Origin of the sequence: uncultured Faecalibaculum sp. (assembly GCF_910588395.1) — a bacterium.
GTDB lineage: Bacteria > Bacillota_I > Bacilli_A > Erysipelotrichales > Erysipelotrichaceae > Faecalibaculum.
This window is the reverse complement of record NZ_CAJUPA010000010.1, coordinates 1-22,024: the sequence shown is the minus strand read 5'-3', so window position 1 is coordinate 22,024 and position 22,024 is coordinate 1. Positions and strand designations below refer to the sequence as shown.

Below are 22,024 nucleotides of genomic sequence, written 5' to 3'. Positions count from 1 at the left end.
TTTCTGATTTGATTCTATCGGCCGAAAGCGCTTCCGGCAACGAACGCCGGTTGATATTTGGCATCCCCTTAAGTGTCAGATATTCCCGGAAAATGGCACTTTCCCGGCAGTGCCATTGTGCCATGCATCGCCTCCGGCTGATGCCCTGTCAGGCCATCTGACAGGATGGCTCATCGACAGAAACAGAAAGAACCCTCCGGTTCGGATGATCCGGAGGGTGTGAACAGGACTCAGGCAGGGTTGCGGCGGGCGGCCAGGACTGCCAGATCGTTTTTATAGGCTTCTTCGGTATAGGTGTAGTACCGCAGGATTGCCAGACGGATCAGACCGCCGGCGACAGGCAGCAGGGAGACGACCATGAACAGGCCGTTCAGTGTCTGTTCGGACTGTACCGCGGCTTCCGGGACATAGCCGATGGCGATCAGGATCAGCCCGGTGAGGGAGCCTGCCACGGCGGCGGAGAGCTTGCCCATGAAGGTCTGGCCGGAGAAGGTGATGGCTTCGCAGCGGCGTCCGGTTTTCACTTCGGAATACTCGATGGTTTCGGCGATCATGCTGGACATGACCGGTCCCAGGGAGGCGTGGAAGAGCTGAGTGAGCATGAGCATGACCAGCAGCATGGTCACGTTCTGGTAGCCGGTGAAGTAGAAGACAATGCGCACGATGATATCCAGCACAATGATGGCAGCCAGCAGGTCCTTTTTCCGGAATTTCTTCGTGAGATTGGGAATCAGGAAGAAGCCCAGGGCGGCGAAGGTGCCCATGAGGCCGTAGATGCTCATGAGGTTTTCATTGCCCATGTTGTAGATGAAGAAATACAGAATGATGCCGTTGACGATGTTCATGAACAGGTTCAGGAAGAAAATCGCCAGCATTTTGAACAGATGCCGGTTCACCATCAGGTTTTTGAAGACGTCCTTCATGGTGACTTTTTCTCCGGCGGAGGGTTCCACCCGTTCCCGGATCGTGGAATGTCCGAACATCATGAAGCCGTAGCCGGCGAGCATGATGATGATTACTGCCACGAAGTAGCCGGTGGCCAGAGAGCCCTGGCCGAAGAGGCCCACGAGCAGGGGAACCAGGGATCCCACCATGCCGATCCCGGCAAAGACGCCCAGGTTGGCGGCGGTCACCAGGTTGGTGCGGGTCTGGGGGTCATTGGTGATGACTGCGGAGATGGACCAGAAGGGGATGTCCGAAACGGTGTAGACGGTTCCCCAGAGGATGTAGGTGATGGCGGCATAGAGCACTTTCCACTGGATGGCCAGATCCGGGGAAAAGAAGCAGAGGATCGTGGAGATCACCACAAAAAGCGGCGCGAATTTCAGATATCCTTTGAACTTGCCGGATTTCGTCCGTCTGGTGTCCATGAATCCTGCGACCATGGGGTCGTTCACGGCGTCCCAGACCCGGGCGATAAGGAAAATCGTGGAGGCCGCCAGAGCGGAGATGCCCAGGATGTCGGTGTAGAAAAACAGAATGAAGCTGCCAAGAAGGCCGTAGGAGAAGCACTGGCCGAAGCCGTAGGAGAAGTAGCCGAGGTATTCCCGGCGGGTGACAGCGCCGGGGGCGGTGTGTTTCGTTTTCATGTCGTGTCCTTTCTGTGTCTGTATCTGCCTGCATCTTTCCGTAAACAGGCAGGGTTGTGTCCCGGAGGGTTTCCCGGGCCGGGGAGTCCTACAGGAACAGGAATCCGGTCTGTTTGCCGCCGGTGATCATCTCCCGGATAGCAGCGGGATCGAATTTGTATTCATGGTTGTGATCCAGCAGTCCGTTTACTTCCTGTTCCACATCCGAGAGCTGCGTGTAGCAGAACCCGCAGAGGTCCCGGATGGAGTGAACCGCCTGACACAGTGCCGCCATTTTTTCCAGCACCGCTTCCTGGCCCTCCAGCCGGTTGCCGTATCCCCAGCTGGAATCAATGGTCCGGGTGCCGGTGTCGTAGGCAACGCCGCCGAACTCCGAGATCATGAAGGGCTGTCCACTGTAGCCGTAGTCCCGGGCGAAGCAGTGGCGCAGGGAGGTCCGGGAGGGACTGCCGCCGGCTGCCTGTGCGAGATTGGCATAGGAAGCCGCCAGCGTTTCCGGATCGGAGTTGTAGTCATGAACCGCCACGATGTCGGTCATGGTCTGCTCCCAGCCGTCGTTGCCGATCACCAGCCGGGAGGAGTCCAGGGATCTGGTCATCCAGTACAGTCCATTCACGAACGCCTGCTGTTTTCTGTCCTTGTAAATCTCGTTCACGCCCCAGGATTCGTTCATGAGTGTATAGGCAATGACCGAGGGATGATTGATGTGTTTGGCCACAAAGGCGTGGAATTCCTTCATGACGTTTTCATTGCTGATGTGGGAATACTCGAAGAAACTCGGCATTTCCGCCCACATCACCAGCCCCAGCACATCGCAGAGATACATGTATCGGGCGTCTTCGATTTTCTGGTGCTTTCTGGCGCCATTGAATCCCATCTCCCGGATCTTCTGCACATCCGCCAGCAGCTGCGCCGGTGTGGCAGTCAGTCCCCCGTCACTCCAGTAGCCCTGATCCAGCACCAGCCGCTGATACAGTTCCTGGTTGTTCAGAAACACCTTGCTGCCCTGGACCGATACATCCCGCATGCCGAAATAGCTGCGGACCAGGTCCATGGAACAGCCCCGTTCCAGCACCTCGAACTCGATGTCATAGAGATTCGGATCCGCCGGGCTCCAGAAATGCAGCCGGAAATTGGCATCTTCGCTGGAGACATCCACGGAAATTCTCGCCCGTCCGGATTTCAGCGCCGTGGCAAAGGATGTGATCCGCTGTCCCCGGAAGCTGACATATCCGCTGACCTGTGTCGTGTCGCTGGCGTTTTCCACAAAGAGATCCAGATCCAGAGACGCATTGTCAATATCGGGAATCATCCGCACTTCCCGCAGATACTGCTCGCCGGTTTCCTCCAGCCACACCTGCTGCCAGATGCCGGTGGTTCTGGTGTACCAGCACAGGAAGTTTTCCTGTTTCCAGGACTGCTTGCCAATGGGCTGGTCCGCACGGCAGAAATCCTGTGCCCGGACATACAGCATGGCGTTCTCGTGGACGTATTCCGTTACATCCACCACAAACGGCGTATGCCCGCCTTCGTGGTGGAACAGATGATGACCGTCCACAAATACATCCGAAGCGTAATCCACCGCTTCAAAGTGCAGCAGATAGCGCCGGGCATTCTGTCTCGTGACAGCAAGAGGACGCCGGTACCACACAATGGGGTGGTGTTCCTGGCAGTCAATCAGAGATTTTCTGGTCTGGTATGCATAGGGGACACAGATCTGCCGGTCGAAAAAATCCTCTCTGAGATATCCGTTCTGTGTCAGACCGGAATTGTCGTCGTCAAAGCAGAAATCCCACAGCCCGTTGAGATCCGTCCAGTTTGTCCGGATCATCTGCGGTCTGGGATGCTGCAGCCGTTCGTGAAACTTCGTCATATTCATCTCCATGGTTGTCTATCCTTTCATGTCATGCGCCCTGCCGGCGTCTTCTGTTGTCGTAATTGAACCGCTATTTGATTAGCCGATTGACTAATCTATTAGTACATTGAGAATGATAACGAAGGCCACCAGCCGATGTCAACGCTTACATCCTCCGGGAGACAAACCGGGGCGTTTTGCCCGCAGCCCGCAGAAGGAGCTCCTGTCCAGATGACCCCGGATGACTCCGGCTGTTCCCTGCCGTCCGTGGCTGCGCCGGACAGCGGGCAGAATCCTGATGTATAAACCGATGTATAATGGAAACCGTCATACCGCCCGAACCGGTGTCCTGCACCGGCAGCCGCAGAAAGGAAGCGATGCCCGTGAACCATGAAACGAAGGAAATCCTGTACCTGAAAGCCGAAGAAGACGCGCTTCCGTTCTTTCAGGCTCTGGCAAACAAAAACCGCCTGGAGATCCTGCGGATCCTCAGGCAGAAAGACGCCTCCATCAAGGAACTCGGTGAACTGCTGGGCATCTCCAGCGCCGTGATCACCAAACACATTCAGGCCCTGGAAGAAGCCGGCATCGTGCGCAGCAGCACCAGACCCGGCAAACGGGGACTCAAAAAGCTCTGTACCCTGGCACTGAACGAAGCCCAGGTGATCTTCAACAACAACTATGGAGACTCCGCCCGGTCCTTCATGGAAGTGGAACTGCCAATCTCCGCCTACGACCAGTGTGAAATCACCGCTCCCTGCGGCATGGCCGGAGAAGACCGGATTTTCGGCAGCATCGACGATCCCCGGTACTTTACAGCCGCCAACCGATATGCGGTGAACCTGCTCTGGTTCACCAGCGGCTGGGTCCGGTATCCGATCCCCCTGCTGGACGTGGATCTGCACCGGGTGGAGGAAATCGAAATCAGCATGGAGCTTTGCTCGGAGCATCCGGGATTCAACAACCACTGGAAATCGGACATCGCCTTTGAACTGGCGGGCCTGCCTCTGGGAAACTGGACCTGCCCCGGGGATTTCGGAGACCGGAAAGGCCGGCATACCCCCGGCTGGTGGACCCTGGGAACGGAATACGGCCTGCTCAAGACACTCGTCGTGAACCGGGAAGGCACCTTTCTGGACGGCACGCAGATTGGTGCAGTTACCGCAGAAGATGTTCTGAATACACTGCAGGATACAGCCCAGGACACTCTGCCCTTCCGGATCCTGGCCCCCGCCAGTGCCGTCCACCCCGGGGGGCTGAATCTCTTCGGACGGCACTTCGGCGACTATGACCAGAACATCCGTGTGCTGTTTTACTACCGCATGAACCCGGCTGACGAGACTGTCCGGGATGATGAAGGAGCTGAAGCTGGCAGTTTTCTGGCTGCCTGACTGTGTGCCGCCCCTTGTGGCAGGGCGGAAACCGGATGAATGCGAAAAACGGTCTTTCCCGGTTCTGTGGGTCTCAATCCCTGGAAGCCGCAAAGCCGGACACCGAAAAAAGGAATATCCCCTGCGCCGGAGATATTCCTTTTTTCTATTTCTCTTTGTCTTTGCTGTCCCTGCCGGCCTGCCGGTTTTTCATGTGCGGGAACAGCAGCACTTCCCGGATCGTGCGCTGGTCTGTCAGCAGCATCACCAGCCGGTCGATGCCCAGACCCACACCACCGCAGGGCGGCATGCCGTATTCCAGAGCTTCCACGTAATCCACATCCATCTCGTTGGCTTCGTCATCCCCCAGATCACGCAGTTCCAGCTGCTTTTCAAACCGCTGCCGCTGATCAATGGGATCATTCAGCTCCGAGAATGCATTGGCATATTCGTGACCCGCAATGAACAGTTCATACCGGTCCGTAAACCGGGGATCCTGCCGGTTCTTCTTTGCCAGCGGGGAGATCTCCACCGGGTACTCATAGACAAATGTGGGCTGTTCGATTGTCTCTTCCACATACTTCTCGAAGAACAGCGAAATGACGTGGCCAATGGAGTTGTGCTTTTTCTCCAGCTCGATGCCATGTTCGGCGGCCAGTTTCTTCGCTTCTTCGAAATCCGTCACCTGCTTGAAGTCGATGCCTGTTTTCTCCTGAATCGCTTCGCACATGGTCACCCGTCTGAAGGGCTTTCCAAAATCCAGTTCCAGACCCTGGTAGTTCACCACATGCGTACCCAGGACCTTGTCGGTCACCGACTTGAAGAGACCTTCGATCAGGTCCATCATGCCGTGCAGATCAGAGTAGGCCACATAAGCTTCCACCGTGGTGAATTCCGGGTTGTGGGTGGCATCCATTCCTTCATTCCGGAACAGACGGCCGATTTCGTAGACCCCTTCCAGTCCGCCGACAATCAGACGCTTCAGAGGCAGTTCCGTGGCAATGCGCAGATAGAACGGCATGTCCAGGGTGTTGTGGTGAGTAATGAACGGCCGGGCTGCCGCACCGCCCAGAATGGGCTGCAGAACCGGGGTTTCCACTTCCATCAGTCCCTGGCCATCCAGATAGGACTGGATCGCCCGGATGATTTTCGGACGGGTCACCGCAATGCGGCGGGCTTCATCGTTCATGATCAGATCCACATACCGCCGGCGGAACCGCTCTTCGGTATCCTGGAGACCGTGGAATTTTTCCGGCAGGGGCCGAAGTGCCTTGGACAGGTGGGTATATTCCTTTGCCCGGATGGCCAGATCGCCATGATCGGTTTTCATGAGGACACCGGCAATGCCGACAATGTCCCCCAGGTCGTTTTTCTTGTACAGCTCGTAGGGCAGATCTCCCACTTCGTCCTTGCGGACATAGATCTGAATCTGTCCATCAATATCCTGAATGTGCATGAAGCCGGCTTTGCCCATGCGGCGTTTGGTCATGATCCGGCCGGCAACAGTGACCGGAATCTGAAGCTCTTCCAGCTCTTCCTTCGTTTTATCCTTATAGACAGGAACGATGTCTCCTGTTTTGTGGGTACGGTGGAAAGCCGCGCCAAACGGATCTATGCCCATATCGATGAGATCCTGCATCTTCTGACGCCGGACCTGTTCCTGCTGCGTCAGCTTGATCTTTTCAGCCATGATTTATCTCTCCTGTTCGCATTTTGATTCCATCGTATCGTACCTTCTGACTGTATGCTTTTCAAGTACCCACCCCATTAACAAAGCGGGCTTGATGTGTTATCGTTGACTTAAGAAACCGCTTTCGACTTAAGGAGGAAATTTTATTATGCTTAAAATACAGTTGCTTTGCGCTGCCGGTGTCTCCACCTCTCTGCTCATGGCGAAAATGAAGGAACAGGCGGCTCTGAATGGTGAAGAAGTGGAAATCAGTGCCTGCCCCGTCACGGAAATCGAAGAAAACATCGTGGGTGCGGATGTGGCCCTGATTGCGCCGCAGGTTGCCTACCTGAAAGCCAAATCCCGGAAAATCGCCGATGCGCACGGTGTGCCCGTGGAAGTCATCTCCATGAAGGATTACGCCAAATGCAACGGCGCGGCTGTTCTGGATCTGGCGCATTCTCTCTCTGGCAAATAGCTCCTGACCGTCCGGTGAAAACGCTGGACGTTTTTTTGATTGTCCGGAGTGTGGAAAAACAGAAGCTGATTACCTTCATCTGAAGCAGCGGGAACCGCCATCACAGCCGTATTTTTCCTTTCGCAGGATGTTCTGGCTCATAAATTACCGTGATCCGGCTTCCTGGCTGCGGTACAGAGGTACCAGGGAAGAACCATTTCTTGGCCAAATATCGCTTCCCTTCCACTTCATAGTCAACCCATACCACGACAGGGAAAACAGAGTGACCAGGCAGGTTGCTCAGCACCGGTTTCGGATTGAATTTGACCGGACATTTTGCGGTTTTCCGGACGAATCCTGTTGTCTGTATCCGCATCATCTCTCCATTCTTGTTCTCATTCACTCTGCGGACCATCCACAGTCAGAACTTTCGTATATCGTTCAGCACTTTCTGGATATCCCGGGATACCAGGGACTGCATACTTTCTCCATAGACAGACAGATCCGCCTGTTCAAGAGCGGAAAGAATGCGGTTCCTGAGTTCCGGTTTGTACTCTGCAATCACAGGCAAAAGCCGGATACACTGCCTTGCGGCAATGGGCTTCACATCTGTGACATGGCCCAGAATTTTGTCCAGGCTTTCATTGATTTTGCCATCCTGATCCCATTTGGCATTGCAGGCAATCAGCGTCAGCCCTCTTGTGCGAACATAGGAATTCATGCTGTCCAGCATCTCCATCAGCCGGTCCATATACGGATATACGCTGCCGGTTTCTTCACTTACCCTTTGCAAGTCCTGCAGCGCTTTGTAAGCAACCCTGCTGTTTCTGTCAGACAGCAGTTCAAATCGTTCTTCTATCTGAACTGACATTTCATCTTCCCTGTTGTGCTTCATGATTTTTCCTCCGGCTTTACATCCACCACCACATATTCGCTCTGCCCTGCAGTCCGCACCGGAAAGCCCCAGCCGCCGATGCCGTCGGAGGTGATCTGCGTAAAGCCATCCGCCTGCCGGATGCCGGATACCAGATCCATGGATGGATGCAGGTGGATCAGATAGCCAAAGGGCCACAGCTGGCCGTCATGGGTGTGTCCGGACATCATCAAATCCGCACCGGCTTCCCGGACCTGTTCTGACTGGACCGGCTGGTGATCGATCATCACCACAAACCGGTTTGTATCCTGCACCAGCTCCGCTGCCTGAGCCCGGTCTTTTTTGTGCTGCCGGTAATCATCCCGTCCTGCCAGCAGGAAGTCCCCGATGGTGACAGTGTCATCCTTCAGGATCCGGATGCCGGATTCTTCGATCATGTCCGTCAGTTCCTGACCGGAATAGGCTGGAGGCAGGATTCCCTCCTCCTGATCGTCATGATTTCCGGGGACATACACAACGGGCGCTGTCCGGGACAGAGTGCCAAGTTTGGCAAACACGTCCCTGGCCTGATCGGCCGTGGTGTATTCATCCACAATGTCACCGCCCAGAATGTACACATCCGCCTTCTCTGCGGCCAGCGCTTCTGTCAGGGTGTTCAGTTCTTCCCGGGACATGCCCGTGGGATAATGCAGATCCGACAGAAAGACGATGCGGCCGGCAGCCTTCTTGTCCGTTTCAATCGTGTAATGCACAGCCGTCCGGTCGTCATAGCGGTACAGGCCCCAGACAGTCACAGCCCCGGCCAGAATCACACAGACAGCCGGAACCGCCGCTGAAAGCTTCCAGGTCTTTTTCGTCAGCCGCATCGCCACCTGGGCAGTCAGCAGGAACACGGCGTAATACACCAGCAGACTGTATCCGGCTGTGGTGGTCATGGAACAGAACAGGAAGACCGCCGCAAGTATTGTCAGAAGCAGGTATTTCTTCCCGGGAGCAGACACCGGGATCAGCCGCCAGGTGTCCCAGGCCAGAAACAGTGCCAGAGCCAGATTGAAGATCACATAGAGGATCATCATGAGAACAGTCGCAGCAGGCAGGCAATCAGAGGCCGGAACAGTCCCGGTGTCTGTTCATAAATCTGCTGAAAGGAAGCCGCTTTGATGGCCGCCGGCAGTTCCAGGCTGACAGGATTCAGGCCCAGGGGCTCTGCAGCCACGGAACAGCCCAGACCAAAAGCCAGCAGGCCGAAGCTCCAGATGCCCACAGCCAGATTGCCCACGGCGATCAGCCCGGCACAGATCAGCCCCAGGGAGGCCAGTCCCAGACTGAAACAGCCGATGCTGAGCAGTCCCATGGAAAACATGCCCAGGGAAAAACCGCCCATGGTAAAGCACCCCAGGGAAATGACACCCCGGGAAACGATGCCGGCGGAAATCACACCACAGGATTTGATCCCCACAGCGACAATTCCCCGGGCGTCCGGCCCGGCAGAAAGCAGCGGCCAGCTGCCGATCCGCCAGGGTGAATCCCAGTTCTCCAGGCATCTGAGTCTGCCTGTGAGTTCTTCCGGTTCCAGGCAGAATACCCGGCACAGGGCCGCGGTTTCCGTTTCATCCGGCTGCGCCCGCCCTTCTTCCAGAAGCAGCAGCCGGTTGGGGTCGATCCCTGTCTGTCTGGCCAGAGCAGGAATCGACAGATGATCTGCCATACGCAGTATTTCAATATTTGTCATAGTGGTATCATCCTGTATTTTTCTTCAGGATACAAATCATTCCGCACGACGCCCGGCGGATACAGGCTGCAGCGGGTCAAAAAAAACCGGACTCGCGATTAGAACGGAGTCCGGCACCAATCAGTCGGGGTTGTCGTTTCTGTCCCTGAGATCCACATATTCCGGATGATCAGCCTGCACATGCGCATTCTGTCCGGCTTCAATGATGATCGTGGTACTGGGCCTGGGACGGCGGCTGAACATGCCCTGAAAGCGGGATGCAGCCGGCTGCTGCCCTTCTCCGGGTTCCTCTTCCGTATCCGTGAGTTCCCAGTGAATCAGCCAGGTCATGGCGGCCTTGATCAGGATCAGCATGGCAATCTGCATGATTTCATCCATGTTCCGGACGGTGATCGTCCTCAGGATCTCGCTGCCCAGCTTGAATGTCAGGCCAATGGACTGTCCATGCAGCAGATAGACCCGGGCACTCTTTTCATGCCGCAGCAGCTTGAAAAAAGCCACAAAGGTCGTAAAGACGATGATGCCAATGGACAGCAGTTCCATGAAATTGACGGATATTTCCGCTATATGCGAAACAAATTCCTTGATGACCTCCGTCAGCTCTTCAATATGCATAATATCTCTCCTTACATGATTGTTTTTGCCGGCTGTTCCCTGTCAACCGGTTATTTTCCCAGACAGAATCTGGAAAACAGCGCATCCAGCAGATCTTCCCGGTGCACTTCTCCCAGAATCTCCTTCAGACAGTCATGCGCTTCCTGAATGTCGATTTCCGCCATATCCGGCAGGCCGCCCTGTTCCAGCGCCGTTTGCGCATTCATCATGGAAGTCCGGGCGCGCTGCAGTAAACCTATCTGCCTTTCACTGGACAGAAGGGGGTCTTTTGCGGAAATCCCCTGGGCAAAGCGGTTCCGGATCTCCGTGAGCAGATCCTCGATGTCTCCGTTTCTGGCAGAAATGCTCAGTCCCTCATGGGCCTGCAGATCTTTCTTGTTCCAGACGATGATCCGGCGGCTGTCATCTGTCAGTTCCAGGAGCTGGCGGTCCTCTTCTGTTTCCGGCATCAGCGGGTCCCGGACCAGAATCACCAGATCTGCCTGGCGGGCTGCCTCCAGGGAGCGGCGGACACCGATCTTTTCGACTTCATCCCCGGTTTCCCGGATCCCGGCGGTATCCAGCAGATTGAGCTGAATGCCATCCAGCACCAGCCTGCCTTCCACCACATCCCGGGTCGTGCCGGGAATGTCCGTGACAATGGCTTTGTCTTCTTCCAGCAGAGCATTGAGCAGACTGCTTTTCCCCGCGTTGGGGCGTCCCAGAATAGCGGTATCCAGCCCTTTTTTGACCTGCTGACCGCAGGCGGCCCGGTCCAGGATCTGTTCGATCCGGGCAATCCAGCTGCGGATTTCCGGCAGCAGCGTGCCGGTGGTCAGCTGTTCCACATCCTCATACTCCGGATAATCGATGTTCACCTCAATCTGGGCAATGATGTTCAGCACATCTTCGATCAGCGGTTCCAGCAGCCTGCGCACGCTGCCCCGGATGCCCTGCACCGCAATGCGGGCTGCGGCATCGTTTCCGGCTGTGATCATGTCATTGACCGCTTCCGCCTGGGCCAGATCGATCCGGCCGGAGAGAAACGCCTGCTCGGTAAACTCCCCGGGCCTGGCCAGCACCGCGCCTTTTTCCAGCAGCAGCTGCAGGATGCGCCGGGTGATCAGCGTTCCGCCATGGGCATTGATTTCCACCATATCCAGTCCGGTATAGGAATTAGGGGCCCGGAACACGGACAAAAGCACTTCATCCAGGGGTTCTCCGTCTTTGAGAATCGTCCCGTAGCGGATGGTGTTGGCAGGCTGCGTCAGCACATCCCGGGAAAAGACGGAGTCCGCAATGGCCAGCGCATCCGGCCCGGACAGCCGGATAATGGAAATGGCGCCGTCCTGCACCGCAGTGGAGATGGCTGCAATCGTATTGGTAAACATAGTCCAATGATACAATGAGACCATGAAAAGATACAAAGAGAACGAGACAGATGCAGTGGCTGTGTCCCTGGCGCAGGGATCGCTTATGGCTTTCCCCACCGATACAGTGTTCGGCCTGGGCACCATGTACGGTTCCCTGGACCGCCTGCAGCGCCTGAAGCATGCCAAGCACCGTCCGGAAACCAAACCGGTTCCTTTCATGACGGACTCCCTGGACAAGCTGTCCAGCCTGGCTGTTGTCACCGAAGAAGCCAGGAAGCTGGCCCGGGCGTTTCTACCCGGGGCACTGACCCTGGTAATGAAACGGCAGCCGGCGGTGGATGCAGCCTACACCAACGGCATGGAGACCATTGCGGTGCGCATTCCGGATGCCCCGGCACTGCTGGAGATCATGCGGCAGCTGCCCGCGCCGCTGCTGGTCACCAGTGCCAATCAGTCCGGTGAAACCGCAGCCCTGAGCGCTGAGGAAGCCGCCCGGGCACTGCCGGCCATTGACGGAGTCATGGAAGGCACCTGTGCAGGAGGAATTGCCAGCACCATTGTGGACTGCACGATTCAGCCGGTGAAAATTCTGCGGCAGGGCCCTGTCAGCGAAGAGCAGATCCGCCAAGTGCTCAGCCAGCCGGAACCGGACAATGACTGATCCTTCCTGCAGGATCTGAAGGAATCTGCACGAAAAAAGCGGCGGGAGCCGCTTTTCTTATTGTCCTCAGTTGAAGAGGAAATTCAGGATGGGTGTCATCTGCACCAGCACAGGGGCCAGCATCAGGGAGATGACAGACATCAGCTTGATCAGGATATCCATGGCCGGACCCGCTGTATCCTTGAAGGGGTCACCGACTGTATCGCCGGTTACCGCTGCCTTGTGGGCATCGGATCCCTTGCCACCAAACTGTCCCGATTCGATGAATTTCTTCGCGTTGTCCCAGGCACCGCCGGCATTGGCCATGAACACAGCCAGCATGATGGCGGAAACCAGCGCGCCCATCAGCATGCCGCCCAGGCCCTGGCAGCCCAGAAGGATCCCCACCGCAATGGGCGAAACAATGGCAATGCAGCCGGGAACGATCATTTCCTTCAGTGCCGCCCGGGTGGAAATGTCCACACAGCCTGCGTAGTCGGGTTTGGTGGTGCCTTCCAGGATACCCGGATCTTCCTTGAACTGCCGGCGTACCTCATTGATCATATGGTTGGCCGCCTTGCCCACGGAACGGATCGTCAGAGCCGTGAAGAAGTACGGCAGCATGGCCCCGAACAGGACAGCCACCAGTACACCGGGCTGCAGCAGAGAGATGTTCTCCAGTCCGGCTGCGTTGGCGAAGGCCACAATCATGGCCAGGGCCGTAAATGCTGCCGAACCGATGCAGAATCCCTTGCCGATGGCAGCCGTGGTGTTGCCCACGGAGTCCAGATGGTCGGTGATTTCCCGGACATGGGGATCCAGATGCGCCATCTCCGCAATACCGCCGGCGTTGTCCGCAATGGGACCGTAGGCATCCACGGATACGGTGATGCCGCAGGTGGACAGCATGCCCACCGCACCAAGGCCGATGCCGTACATGCCGAAGAACATGTAGGACAGCACGATGCCGATCACCAGCACCAGAACCGTCAGCAGGGTGGATTCCATGCCTGTGGAAAAGCCCGCAATGATGTTGGTGGCATGGCCGGTCTGGGACTCCGAAGCGATTTCCTTCACCTTCGGATAGCTGTCGGAGGTGTAGTATTCCGCGATCTGACCCAGCAGGATGCCGACAATCAGACCCGTTGTGATGCAAAGGAAGGGCTTGAAGTCGCCGAAGAACAGCGTGGAGAGCACGAAACCGCTGACCACCACGATGCCCGTGGCCACATAGGTGGCGATATTCAGTGCCTTCTGGGGCTTTTCCCAGCGCTTCATCCGGACAAAGAGCTGTGCCAGGATCGCGGCGATGATGCCCACGCCGGCTACCGCAAAGGGGAAGACAGCTGCCTGAATGGAGTAGTCCACACCGGACATCGTCACGGTCAGACCCAGGGATATGGAGGACACGATGGCACCGACATAGGATTCGCAGAGGTCACTGCCCATGCCCGCGATGTCGCCCACGTTGTCGCCCACGTTGTCCGCAATGACGGCCGGGTTGCGGGGGTCATCTTCCGGGATTCCGGCTTCCACCTTGCCCACCAGATCGGCGCCCACATCCGCGGCTTTGGTGTAGATGCCGCCGCCCACACGGGCAAACAGCGCAATGAAGGAGCAGCCAAGGGAGTAGCCGGCAACAACCGGAACCGCCTGTCTGGGGTCCCCCAGCACGAAGGTGAAGATCAGAAACAGACTGGCCAGTCCCAGCAGACCAAAGCCCACGACGGAGATGCCCAGAACGGATCCGCCGTTGAACGCCACATGCAGGGCACTGGGCATGCCGCCTTCTCTGGCTGCCTGTGCCACTTTCGCATTGGCATTCGTAGCTGCCTGCATGCCCACAAAACCGGCGAGACCGGAAAAGAGCGTGCCGAACAGGAAGCAGATCGCGCCGTTGAGTCCGACACCGTCAATGCCCCGCAGGCTGGGAATGAAGCCAAGGCCTGCCAGAAGCATGATGACGATCAGGCCAAAAATGAGCACCACCCGGTATTCTCGGGTCAGAAATGCCATGGCGCCTTCGTGAATGTAGGAACTCAGCGCCCGCATGCGCTTGGTTCCGGCATTCTCCCGGCGGACAGCCTGGTACAGATTGAAGGCATACAGCAGGGCCAGCGCCGCAATGGCAATGACAATGCAGAGTATGACCTCCATGGAAATGCTGGTTGTCATAAAAACATCCTTCCTTTCTCAAAACTGTCTTTCATTATAATTGTCATTTCCCATAAAGTAAACGCTTTCAGACCATGCCTGCCGGTTTTCATCCCATGATTCTGCGGAAAATCACCGGATTTTTCCGATTCTGCCGGCACTTCAGGTACCATGAAGCCATGGGAACAGGAAAAGAGCAGTTCACCCCTCTGGATTCCTACATCATGCTGGATCTGGAGACCACAGGACTGAAGCCGGATGAGTCACAGATTCTGGAAATCGGCATGATCAAGGTGATTGACCGCAAAGCCGTAGCCACATTCCAGGCTCTCGTAAAACCGGAAGGCCCCATTCCGCCGTTCATCACGGATCTGACCGGCATCACCCCTGATATGACAGCGGATGCCGAACCCGCAGAACAGGTGCTGTTCTGGGCGGCGCAGTTCATGGAGAATCTGCCGGTCCTGGCGTACAACGCCGGGTTTGATCTGGCGTTTCTGAAAGGGATGCACCCTGCCTGGCAGGATGTGCTGGCACTGGCCCGGGGCATGTGGCCTGAGCAGAAAAGCCACTCCCTGGCTGCCATGACAGCCTTCATCGGTGCCCGCCGGGGCACGCACCGGGCTCTGGCGGACTGCGTGGCAGCCATGGACGTGTATGAATGTGCCAAAGCCCGCTGCCGGCGGGAAAACCGGGACTTTTCGAAGGTCTACCGTGCAGGAAAATGGAAACGCGCTAAAATAAAGTCATGAAAATTCTGAAATGGATCATCCGGCTGCTCCTGGCCGGAGCCGTATGCATCATGGCACTGGGCGCAGGTCTGGCCATTTTCACATTTTCCGCTGAAACAGGAGAAGCTTCGGGAGAGCGCAGCGGACAGCTCACGGAATGGATCCGGGACAATGTCCAGGAACACATTGAGACCTCCCCGAAAGGCCGCGAGCTGGCGGAAAAAGTCAAAGGCTTTGTGGAACGCCATTCTCCCTGGGGCAGCGACTGGAACCAGAACATCCGGAAGCTGGCGCATTTCTCGGAATACTTTCTGATGGCCACCCTGATCTACCTGATCCTGACCATCCTGAAGGTTCCCTGGTGGCTCAAAGCCATCCTGGTGGTGGGCGCCTGCGGCGGACTTGCCTGTCTGGATGAGCTCCATCAGGGGGATGTGGCCGGGCGGGTCATGTCGAAGAAGGATGTTCTCATCGACACCGCCGGCGCTGTATTTGCCACGCTGACCTATGGGATCCTTGGCAAGTTCTGGAAATGGCTGGGAAGCTGAATCTGATGGCAGGACCTGGAAACAGGTCCTTTTTGCTGCCGTCTCCGGACCGGCGCTCTCCGGCTCCCTTTGATCTTCCGCCTTGCCGCTGCTATCCTGGTGGCATGAACACAGAACTTGAAACCCGCATCATGAACGCCGCAAAAGCCGGTCTGGTCAATGCCGCCCATCCTGCAGACAAAGACTGCATTCCCGAACTGCTGTACAACGACTGCGAAACCGGGGAAAAGGTATTCTGTGCCCTGGAACAGGAACTGGCCCGCTGCGATGCCTTCTGCTTCAGCACGGCTTTCATCACCATCGGCGGTCTGGAGGCCCTGAAGCCCATTCTGCGCACGCTGCAGGAAAAGGGAATCCCGGGCCGCATTCTCACCACGGATTATCTGGCATTCTCCGAACCGGCGGCGCTGGACTTTCTGGACTCCTTTGACAACATCGAGGTGCGGATGTACATGAGCACGCCCGCACAGGGATTTCACACCAAGGGATATCTGTTTTTCCGGCAAGATCAGGTCCGGCTGATCACCGGGTCTTCCAACCTGACGGCTTCCGCCCTGCTGGCAAACCGGGAATGGAACACCCGTCTGACCGGGATGCACCAGGGGCAGTATGTCCTGCAGGTCCTGGAACAGTTTCGGAAGCTGTATGACTCGGTGGATTCCCTGCCCTGGTCCGCAGTCCGCCAGGACTACATCATCAGCCATGAACTGGCCCGGAAGCAGCAGGAAACCGCCCTGCTTCAGAAGTCTTTCTCTCCGGCGCAGTACCAGCTGAAGCCCAATGCCATGCAAAGCCGGTTCGTCCGGAGTCTGACCAGTCTGATGGAAGCCGGACAGCAGCGGGCGCTGCTGATTTCTGCCACCGGCACCGGCAAAACCTATGCCGCGGCTTTTGCCGTGAGACAGTTCATGCCCCGGCGCATTCTCTTTCTGGTCCACCGGGAACAGATTGCCCGCAAAGCCCTGGCTTCTTTCCGGACAGTCATCGGAAACCGGCGGACTTTCGGAATGCTTGGCGGCGGACGGAAAGAACTGGAGGCAGACTATCTCTTTTCCACGGTGCAGACGCTGTCCCGGGTGGATACGCTGCACAGACTGGATCCCGGGGCCTTTGACTGGATCATCATCGATGAAGTGCACCGGGCTGCTGCCGGGTCCTATCTGCGGATTTTCGATCATTTCCGCCCGCAGTTCTGGCTGGGCATGTCTACCACGCCGGCCAGAACCGACGGTCAGAGCATCTTTGACCTCTTCGACCACAACGTTGCAGCACAGATCAGCCTGCAGCAGGCACTGGAGGAAGACCTGCTCTGCCCATTTCATTATTTTGCCCTGAGCGGTCTGGAGATCAGCGATGAAACCCTGGAGGATCCGCAGGCTTTCTCTGCCCTGACCAGCGATGAGCGGGTCCGGCATATTGCAGAAGAAGCGGCGTATTACGGCTGGTCCGGCAGTCGCGTCATGGGGCTGATGTTTGTCTCCGGGATCCGGGAAGCAGCAGAGCTTTCGCAGAAACTCAATGCCCGGGGACTGCGGACGCTGGCTTTGTCCGGTGCAGATAGTCAGGAAGACAGAGAAGACGCCATCCGCCGCCTGACCGGGCCCCAGGGACCGGATGCCCTGGATTATCTGATCACCGTGGATATCTTCAACGAAGGGGTGGACATTCCGGAGGTCAATCAGGTGCTGCTCCTGCGCCCCACCCAGTCGGCCATCGTCTTCACACAGCAGCTGGGGCGCGGTCTGCGCAAGTCGGCGGGCAAAGAGTTCGTGGTGGTTCTGGACTTCATCGGACTTTACAAAAACAACTATCTGATCCCCGCTGCCCTTTCGGGCAGTACCGGCGGCAGCAAGGATGCCCTGCGCCGGTTCGTGACCGAAGGCAGCCGCACACTGCCCGGTGTCAGCACTGTGCACTTTGATGAAGTGGCCCGAAGACGGATATTCGCCTCCATTGACCAGGCCCGGATGAATTCCTCCAAAGCCCTGAAAGATGGATTTCAGCAGCTCCGGGACCGGCTGGGGCGCATTCCGGCCCTGACAGACTATGATCCGGCGCAGGCCATGGATCCGCTGCTGATTTTCTCCAACAGCGCCTATCCCAGCTATCCGGATTTCCTGCAGAAAATTCTGGAACCCGTGATGCGGGACAAACTCCCGGTTTATACGCCGGAACAGCTGGAATTTCTGCGTTTTATCAGCCAGCAGTGGGCCGGGGTGAAACGCCCGCTGGAGCCGCTTCTGCTCCAGGCTCTGCTGCATGACAACTGGCAGGAGGTCTTCCGGAAATCTCTGAAGGACAGGAACATCCGGCTTTCAGAACAGGACTGGATCTGTCTGAAGAAACAGTTCTGCAGGGAATGGCTGGCAGGAAGCGGCAGCAAGTCCTGGCCAGCTGCCTGCTTTCTGATAGCGGCTCATCCGGTCAATACTGAACCGGCTGACAGCACAGACACCGCTGACGCCCCGGAACCCATGCTGCTGCCGGAGGACCTGACACGCACACCGGCCTGGATCCGCGCGCTGGAGAACCCCGCCTTCGTGCAGGAGATCCGGGAACTGACGGCTTTCGCCCTGAACCGCTGGGACAGCCGCTACCGCGCTCTGCCCCGGGATGGCTGGCTGATCCGGTATCAGCCCTACACCTATGCTGAATCTTTCCGGGCCATGAGCTTTCCTGCCTGTCCTGTGGCACAGAACGTCGGCGGATACTGCCATGAGCGCACCACCCATCAGTTTCCGGTCTACATCAACTACGAAAAAGCGCCGGACATCGCCGACACCATTCAGTACGAAGACCATTTCACCTCCCCGCAGACTCTCATCGCCCTGTCAAAAAGCCGCCGGACGCTGCAGAGCAACGACATCCGTACCCTGCAGAAAGCCGGGGAAACCGGTCTGCAGATTCCGCTCTTTGTCCGCAAAAACACAAACGACAGCACGAAGGAATTCATCTGCCTCGGGCTGATGAAACCCGATGGTCAGTTTATGCCCACGCTGCTGCCGGATGGCAGAACACGGGCTGTGAAGATCGGCTACGAACTGGAACATCCTGTGCGTCCGGATCTGTATGCCTGGTTCACACAGTCCAGCGTGGAGTGACCACACTGACAGTTTCCTGAAAAGCGGTGTCCCTTTGCAGGCAGACACCGCTTTTTGTCCTCTTCTTCCCGCCGGTCATTTGCGGCTGCCCGGAACCTGTCCCCGACAGCAGACTCCCCGCTGACCCAGCCCGGCATTCTGCTCCGTCAGAGCTGTCAGCTCCCTGGCCACTTCCTCCGGCGATTCCTGCATCCCCTCCCGGATCCACCGGGAAATCAGTCCCATGCACCCGCTCAGGATATAGGACAGCCGCCACTTGCGACGGGTTTCATCCAGGTCGGGATACAGCCGGATCAAGGCAGGATGCAGAACACGGGACAGCAGGCTCATTCCCTGCTCCTTCACCCAGCCCAGCGCCAGCGCCTCCACTTCCGTCATCAGTCTTTCCTCGATCTCCTCCAGCACGCTGTAACAGTCCGGATAGTACCGGTAAAACATCGACCGGTTGATCTTGGCTTCCCGGCACAGGGCCGCGATCTTGATCTCCCCCGTGTCGCATTCATCCAGCAGCCCGAGATACGCCCGCTGAATGCTTTCTTTGGTCCTGGCAGTCCGCCTGTCCATACCCGTCCCCCGCTTTCTGCATCAGTCTGTATTCCTTGTGTTGCATAACTCTGCCCGCCGCATCATCCCGCTGGAACTGCCGTTTCCGGACACGGATGATGCCCTTGAAAGCGGCCGGTCAGCCTGAGGCCGCCGCAGCTGAAAGGACGGTCAGCATATGTAAAAAAGTATATATCATCACCGGCGCGGATGGGTTCCTCGGCAGCAACATCGTGCGTCAGCTCCAGGAAGATGGCCAGGCAGAAATCCGGGCACTGCTGCTTCCCGGGACCAGTCTGGAATCCCTGGACGGCCTGAAGTGCAGTCTGTATTACGGCAATGTCTGCGACAAAGACTCCATGAAATCCCTGTTCTCCGGACTGGAGGACAGCCAGGTTTCTGTCATTCACTGCGCGGGAATCGTGGACATCAAATCCGCCTATGATCCCAATGTCTACTACGTCAATGTGGTGGGAACCAGAAACATCGCCGATCTGACCAGAGCCGCCAGCGGCCGCCTGGTGTATATCTCCAGCGTCCACGCCATTCCCCCTCTGCCAGCCGGCGAGGTCATCTCCCCCGTCAGTCACTATGACCCGAATCTGGTCCGGGGTCTCTATGCGAAAACCAAAGCCGCTGCCAGCGAACTGGTCATGGGCAAAGTCCGGAACGAAGGCCTGGACGCTGTCATCATACAGCCCTCGGGACTCATCGGCCCCTGGTGCTACGGCCGGGAGAATCTGATTCAGTTCTTTTCTTTATGGAAGTCGCCAATGAAAAACTGCCGGCTACCGTGAACGCCGGCTACGATTTCGTGGACGTGCGGGATGTGGCCGCGGCCACCATCCGCGCCTGCACACAGGGCCGCTGCGGCCAGAGCTACATTCTCTCCAACCGCACCTGGACCATGAAACAGCTCGGTCTCATGATCGCCGCAGCCAATCATTCCCGGTCCACCAGACTCACAGTCCCCCTGTGGCTGGCCAGCGCCGCCACACCTTTCACCGCTTTGTACTACCGGCTGGTGGACAAAGAACCGCTGTACACGAAATTCGCCCTGGAGACCATTGAATCCAACTCGGGTTTTGACAATTCAAAAGCCGTCCGGGACCTGGATTTTCATCCACGGCCCATGCAGGAAACCGTAACGGATACCGTTTCCTTCCTGCAGAGCATCTTCCGGATCGATCAGAACCGGATCCTGGCCAGACCCGCTCTCAGAACCCGAAAGGTATCCCCCGCAGGAAAAGCCCGTTCCTGAAGCAGCACGCAAGCCGCTGTTTTCACCGCGAACGCAGCCCGCAGCCAGCCGCAGTCCCCGAAGACCTGCCGCCGGCTGCTTTTCTGCTTTTCCTTCGCTGCTGATGCTCTGCCGATGCGGCCTGCGGCCTGGGACAGGGCAGCAGCTGTCCGGGTGGCTGCGGCCCCTGCCACTGCGAAACAGGCAGAAAAAGCGGGAATCCCCATTGACTCTCCCGCTGGTGGAGACTGTATCCTGAAATTGCTTAAGCAGAAGAGGACATCATGATATCCATTGGAAAAATGTCTGTGGCTGCACAGACCAGCGTGAAGACGCTTCGTTATTATGACCGGATCGGGCTGCTGAAACCGGCAGCCGTTGACCGGGACAGCAAGTACCGCTACTACACTGCCGACCAGATCGGGACGATGAATCTCATCAACCGCTGCAAGCGGTTCGGGTTCTCCCTGCAGGAAACTGCCAAGTATCTGCAGGCAGACAGCCAGCAAAGAAATGAACTGCTTGCCAGGCAGCATCAGATTCTGGAGGAGAGAATCATCGAGATGGAAACCGCATTGCGGGATATGGAAACAGTGCAGGAACGGCTGATTCACAAGGAGGAAAACGCATTTATGCAGGACTATACCGTAACAGCTGTCAATCTTGCAAAACAGGAGATTTTCGGATGCCGCACCATGATGGGTGTGGGAGATTTTGGAGAGGCTTTCGGGCATCTGTTCGAGGAAATGAGCAGAAAGAACATCCGCCCTGCCGGATGCAACGGAGCCAGATATTATGATGCCGAGTTCGATCACGACCGAAGCGACATCGAAGTGTTTGTACCGGTTGCCGCCGGCTGCGGCAACGGCTTTATAGGCGGGTGCCTGGTGGCAAAAACCCTTCACAAAGGCGGCTACTCTTCACTGAATGAGGGCTATGCCGCTCTGGTGAAGTGGATCGAGGAAAACGGCTATGAAGCCGCCGGTGCTCCCTTCGAGATCTATACCCGCACCGGGTATGACCGAATCCCCCCGGCCGAGTGGGAAACAGAGATTTTCTTCCCCATCGCAAAAAAAGACTGACCGCACCGGTCAGCACAGAACAGGAGAGACAGAAAGGCGCTGTGATGCAGTACCCGCCGGTCATCTCCTGTTTTTTCGTCTTCCTGCTTCTGCAATCAGGGTTTTGGTTCCCGCCGTTTGGCAGTGAAGTCTGTGACCCGCAGGCAGAATACTCTGGTGACTTTCACCACAGGCTGCTGGTATTCCCATCCTTCAGGATGGGCATGGCGGATCAGAAAATCCAGACCCTGCAGCTTCTCCTGTTCCTCCGTGACTTCTTCAAAGATTCCCCGCCCGATGATGCTTTCATAGGGCTGCCAGCAGCTGCCAAAATTATATGTAAACGTTTACGAATGCCTTGATATAATTTAGTCATGGAAATCTATGCACCTATGAATACAGATGGTTTCGATATTCAATCTGCAAATCAGCTTTCTTTGATGCATGAAGGCATCAGAATCGCGCTGGATCCCACATCTTCCCAGATCAAAGG

Annotated in this window: 21 protein-coding genes; 9 read left to right on the top strand and 12 right to left on the bottom strand. The window is 56.9% G+C overall.

Features of this window, described 5'->3' with window-relative positions:
• Positions 1-230 precede the first annotated feature (230 nt).
• Together QZ305_RS04020 and QZ305_RS04015 are read right to left on the bottom strand one after the other, a co-directional pair.
• The gene (locus QZ305_RS04020) at positions 231-1,589 is read right to left on the bottom strand and encodes an MFS transporter (RefSeq protein ID WP_294730275.1); all 1,359 of its coding nucleotides are present in this window, start codon (positions 1,587-1,589) and stop codon (positions 231-233) included.
• 88 nt (positions 1,590-1,677) lie between these two features.
• Entirely contained in the window at positions 1,678-3,462 is a 1,785-nt protein-coding gene (locus QZ305_RS04015; protein WP_294730272.1) for a sugar-binding domain-containing protein, read from the bottom strand.
• 365 nt (positions 3,463-3,827) lie between these two features.
• Here QZ305_RS04015 and QZ305_RS04010 point away from each other — a divergent pair, with 365 nt between their 5' ends.
• Positions 3,828-4,835 carry a transcriptional regulator gene (locus QZ305_RS04010; RefSeq protein WP_294730270.1) on the top strand — a complete coding sequence of 336 codons (1,008 nt, stop codon included), beginning with the start codon at positions 3,828-3,830 and terminating at the stop codon, positions 4,833-4,835.
• Positions 4,836-4,980: 145 nt separating this feature from the next.
• Here QZ305_RS04010 and lysS read toward each other — a convergent pair whose 3' ends face one another.
• Positions 4,981-6,504 (bottom strand): lysine--tRNA ligase, encoded by a 1,524-nt coding sequence (gene lysS, locus QZ305_RS04005; RefSeq protein ID WP_294730269.1) that lies wholly within the window; start codon positions 6,502-6,504, stop codon positions 4,981-4,983.
• Between the two features lie 148 nt (positions 6,505-6,652).
• On the opposite strand from lysS, the gene QZ305_RS04000 reads away from it, so the two are divergent.
• Positions 6,653-6,961: a PTS sugar transporter subunit IIB gene (locus QZ305_RS04000; protein WP_294730267.1), complete on the top strand. Its 309-nt coding sequence runs from the start codon at positions 6,653-6,655 to the stop codon at positions 6,959-6,961.
• A 100-nt stretch (positions 6,962-7,061) separates the two neighbouring features.
• Here the strand turns inward: QZ305_RS04000 and QZ305_RS03995 are convergent, their stop codons facing one another.
• The 6 genes from QZ305_RS03995 to mnmE form a co-directional block, all read right to left on the bottom strand.
• Positions 7,062-7,343, bottom strand: a complete 282-nt coding sequence (locus QZ305_RS03995) for a hypothetical protein (RefSeq protein WP_294730265.1) — start codon at positions 7,341-7,343, stop codon at positions 7,062-7,064.
• An 18-nt stretch (positions 7,344-7,361) separates the two neighbouring features.
• Entirely contained in the window at positions 7,362-7,835 is a 474-nt protein-coding gene (locus QZ305_RS03990; protein ID WP_294730263.1) for a SufBD protein, read from the bottom strand.
• Complete coding sequence (locus tag QZ305_RS03985) at positions 7,832-8,890, bottom strand: metallophosphoesterase (protein ID WP_294730261.1); 1,059 nt, start codon at positions 8,888-8,890, stop codon at positions 7,832-7,834. Before QZ305_RS03985 ends, QZ305_RS03990 begins: the two co-directional genes overlap by 4 nt.
• Positions 8,887-9,546, bottom strand: coding sequence for a helix-turn-helix transcriptional regulator (locus QZ305_RS03980; RefSeq protein ID WP_294730259.1), 660 nt, complete (start codon positions 9,544-9,546; stop codon positions 8,887-8,889). The genes QZ305_RS03985 and QZ305_RS03980 overlap by 4 nt, the downstream gene beginning before the upstream one ends.
• A 120-nt stretch (positions 9,547-9,666) precedes the next feature.
• Positions 9,667-10,161, bottom strand: a complete 495-nt coding sequence (locus QZ305_RS03975; protein WP_294730257.1) for a DUF1622 domain-containing protein — start codon at positions 10,159-10,161, stop codon at positions 9,667-9,669.
• A 50-nt stretch (positions 10,162-10,211) separates the two neighbouring features.
• Complete coding sequence (gene mnmE / locus QZ305_RS03970) at positions 10,212-11,531, bottom strand: tRNA uridine-5-carboxymethylaminomethyl(34) synthesis GTPase MnmE (RefSeq protein ID WP_294730255.1); 1,320 nt, start codon at positions 11,529-11,531, stop codon at positions 10,212-10,214.
• 22 nt (positions 11,532-11,553) lie between these two features.
• On the opposite strand from mnmE, the gene QZ305_RS03965 reads away from it, so the two are divergent.
• Positions 11,554-12,174, top strand: coding sequence for an L-threonylcarbamoyladenylate synthase (locus QZ305_RS03965; RefSeq protein ID WP_294730252.1), 621 nt, complete (start codon positions 11,554-11,556; stop codon positions 12,172-12,174).
• A gap of 66 nt (positions 12,175-12,240) precedes the next feature.
• On the opposite strand, the gene QZ305_RS03960 is transcribed toward QZ305_RS03965, so the two are convergent.
• Positions 12,241-14,328 (bottom strand): sodium-translocating pyrophosphatase, encoded by a 2,088-nt coding sequence (locus QZ305_RS03960; protein ID WP_294730250.1) that lies wholly within the window; start codon positions 14,326-14,328, stop codon positions 12,241-12,243.
• The gene (locus QZ305_RS03955; protein WP_294730249.1) at positions 14,325-14,480 is read right to left on the bottom strand and encodes a hypothetical protein; all 156 of its coding nucleotides are present in this window, start codon (positions 14,478-14,480) and stop codon (positions 14,325-14,327) included. The genes QZ305_RS03960 and QZ305_RS03955 overlap by 4 nt, the downstream gene beginning before the upstream one ends.
• 6 nt (positions 14,481-14,486) lie before the next feature.
• On the opposite strand from QZ305_RS03955, the gene QZ305_RS03950 reads away from it, so the two are divergent.
• From QZ305_RS03950 to QZ305_RS03940, 3 genes are all read left to right on the top strand, one after another.
• Positions 14,487-15,059, top strand: a complete 573-nt coding sequence (locus tag QZ305_RS03950) for a PolC-type DNA polymerase III (RefSeq protein WP_294730247.1) — start codon at positions 14,487-14,489, stop codon at positions 15,057-15,059.
• Positions 15,056-15,586: a VanZ family protein gene (locus QZ305_RS03945; protein WP_294730246.1), complete on the top strand. Its 531-nt coding sequence runs from the start codon at positions 15,056-15,058 to the stop codon at positions 15,584-15,586. The genes QZ305_RS03950 and QZ305_RS03945 overlap by 4 nt, the downstream gene beginning before the upstream one ends.
• 104 nt (positions 15,587-15,690) lie before the next feature.
• Complete coding sequence (locus tag QZ305_RS03940) at positions 15,691-18,687, top strand: DUF3427 domain-containing protein (protein ID WP_294730244.1); 2,997 nt, start codon at positions 15,691-15,693, stop codon at positions 18,685-18,687.
• A gap of 75 nt (positions 18,688-18,762) precedes the next feature.
• On the opposite strand, the gene QZ305_RS03935 is transcribed toward QZ305_RS03940, so the two are convergent.
• Positions 18,763-19,251 carry a TetR/AcrR family transcriptional regulator gene (locus QZ305_RS03935; protein WP_294730243.1) on the bottom strand — a complete coding sequence of 163 codons (489 nt, stop codon included), beginning with the start codon at positions 19,249-19,251 and terminating at the stop codon, positions 18,763-18,765.
• A gap of 95 nt (positions 19,252-19,346) precedes the next feature.
• Between QZ305_RS03935 and QZ305_RS03930 the strand changes: the two genes are divergently transcribed.
• The 3 genes from QZ305_RS03930 (at position 19,347) to QZ305_RS03920 (ending at position 21,552) form a co-directional block, all read left to right on the top strand.
• Positions 19,347-20,027: an NAD-dependent epimerase/dehydratase family protein gene (locus tag QZ305_RS03930; RefSeq protein WP_367268820.1), complete on the top strand. Its 681-nt coding sequence runs from the start codon at positions 19,347-19,349 to the stop codon at positions 20,025-20,027.
• Complete coding sequence (locus tag QZ305_RS03925; RefSeq protein WP_294730241.1) at positions 19,991-20,491, top strand: hypothetical protein; 501 nt, start codon at positions 19,991-19,993, stop codon at positions 20,489-20,491. Before QZ305_RS03930 ends, QZ305_RS03925 begins: the two co-directional genes overlap by 37 nt.
• A 263-nt stretch (positions 20,492-20,754) precedes the next feature.
• A complete protein-coding gene (locus QZ305_RS03920; RefSeq protein WP_294730240.1) occupies positions 20,755-21,552 on the top strand; it encodes a MerR family transcriptional regulator in 798 nt (265 codons plus the stop codon).
• The last annotated feature ends 472 nt before the right edge of the window (positions 21,553-22,024 follow it).